The sequence below is a fragment of the Ruegeria sp. TASC047 genome (genome assembly GCF_059612445.1).
The window spans coordinates 1-1,761 of the sequence record NZ_JBXWQP010000043.1 but is presented as its reverse complement, the minus strand read 5'-3'; the positions used below and the strand labels follow the sequence as shown (position 1 = coordinate 1,761).

The 1,761-nt window shown below is 60.4% G+C and carries 1 protein-coding gene; it reads right to left on the bottom strand.

Annotation, left to right across the window (positions count from 1 at the left end; all coding sequences use genetic code 11):
• The coding region (locus tag AC2FLO_RS16910) for an ABC transporter ATP-binding protein (protein ID WP_496806817.1) at positions 1-1,761 on the bottom strand (1,761 nt) is incomplete at both ends.

Genomic DNA, 1,761 nt, shown 5'->3' with positions numbered 1-1,761 from the left:
GCGACTTTTTGTTTGTGTTTATTGAACTGTTGGTCGAAGAGGTTTTTGAAGGGTCCGTTTTTCTGCATGAGTTGGTCGAGGTTTCCCTGTTCGGCGATAGCGCCATCCTGGATGACGATGATGTTGTCTGCCTCCAGCACGGTTGACAGGCGGTGGGCGATGACGATGACGGTGACATCCTGTGTCAGGGCGTCCAGCGCCTCTTTGACCAGCGATTCCGATTCCGCGTCCAGCGCGCTTGTGGCCTCGTCCAGCAGCAGGATTTCGGCCTTGCGCAGAATGGCACGGGCAATCGCGATGCGCTGTTTCTGACCACCCGACAGAAAGGTTCCGTTTTCGCCCACCGGGGTCTCATAGCCCTGCGGCAGGTCTGTGATGAACTGATGCGCATGTGCGGCCCGGGCTGCCGCGATCACCTCTTCATCGCTCGCCTCGGGTGCCGAGCAGCGCAGGTTGTCCATCACCGAGGCCGAGAACAGGAACGTGTCCTGACCGACATACGAGATTTTCCGCCGCAGCGAGGCAAAGCTGACATCCCTCAGGTCCTGGCCATCGATCTCGACGCTGCCCTGATCGGGGTCGTAAAACCGCATGATCAGGCCAAACAACGTGGATTTGCCACCACCGGACTGGCCGACAAGGGCCGTGGTTTTCCCGGCCTCGAAAGTGGCGCTCATGTTGTCGATCACCGGCACCGTACCCTGATAGCCAAAGGTCACATTGCGCAGCGTGATCTGTCCGGGGCCGTCACTCAGGTCACGGGCCTGGGGGCTTTCCACCATCGTGTCCTCCTGATCCAGCAGGCTGAACAACATGCCGACACCGACCATGCAGGTTTCAATCTGGACCCGCATCCTGGACAGGCGCTTGGCGGGTTCATAGGCCATCAGCAAAGCGGTGATGAAGGACATCAACTGACCCGCGGTCGGCTGTTCGGTGCCCGCGATGCCCATCGTGCTGACAATGAGAACCCCGGCAACCGCCAGACCGGCCAGAAACTCCATCAGCGGGCTGGCAATGGCCTGCAGCCGGGCGATGTCGTTCGAGCGCTGTTCGACCTTCCGGATCGCGGTCTCCATTCGGTCGATCATGCGATCTTCAAGCGCAAACACCTTGATCACCTTGATCCCCGCCGAGGTCTCCTGCAGCACCCGGATGATCTCGGCCAGCGATTTGAACTCGGCCTGCATGATCGAGCGGACGCTTTTCAGCAGATACCGCACCCCCAGAAGGGCAACCGGGCCCACCACAAAGAACATCACCGACAGGACCGGCTGCTGATACACCATGACCACAATCAGGCCGACCAGGGTCAGGGCATCGCGGACAAACCCGGTGACCAGAACATCGATCAGGCCCCGGGCCGATTGCGCGCCATTGGTCGTGCGCATCAGCAGATCCGATGATTCATTGGTCGAAAAGAACGACACCCCGTGCCGGACCAGCTTGCGGTACAGCTTCTCCTGCTGCTGGGCCACAATCCGGTTGCCCGCGCGCGCCAGAAAGACGGCCTGAATATACGAGGCCACCGCCTTGGTCAGGAACAGAAGCACAACCCCCAGCGCAATGACATGCGCCCATCCCCGCAATTCCGGGCTGGTCATGGCATCAACGATATATTCCATCATGTAAGCCGAGCCGGCGGTGGTGACCGCCACCGCGATCATCGCCAGGATCGCAACGCCGTAAAGCCCGCCCTGCGCATAAAAGCTCTCACCGACAAGCCGGCCCATATAGCCCGATCGCCACTTGTTCCAGGCG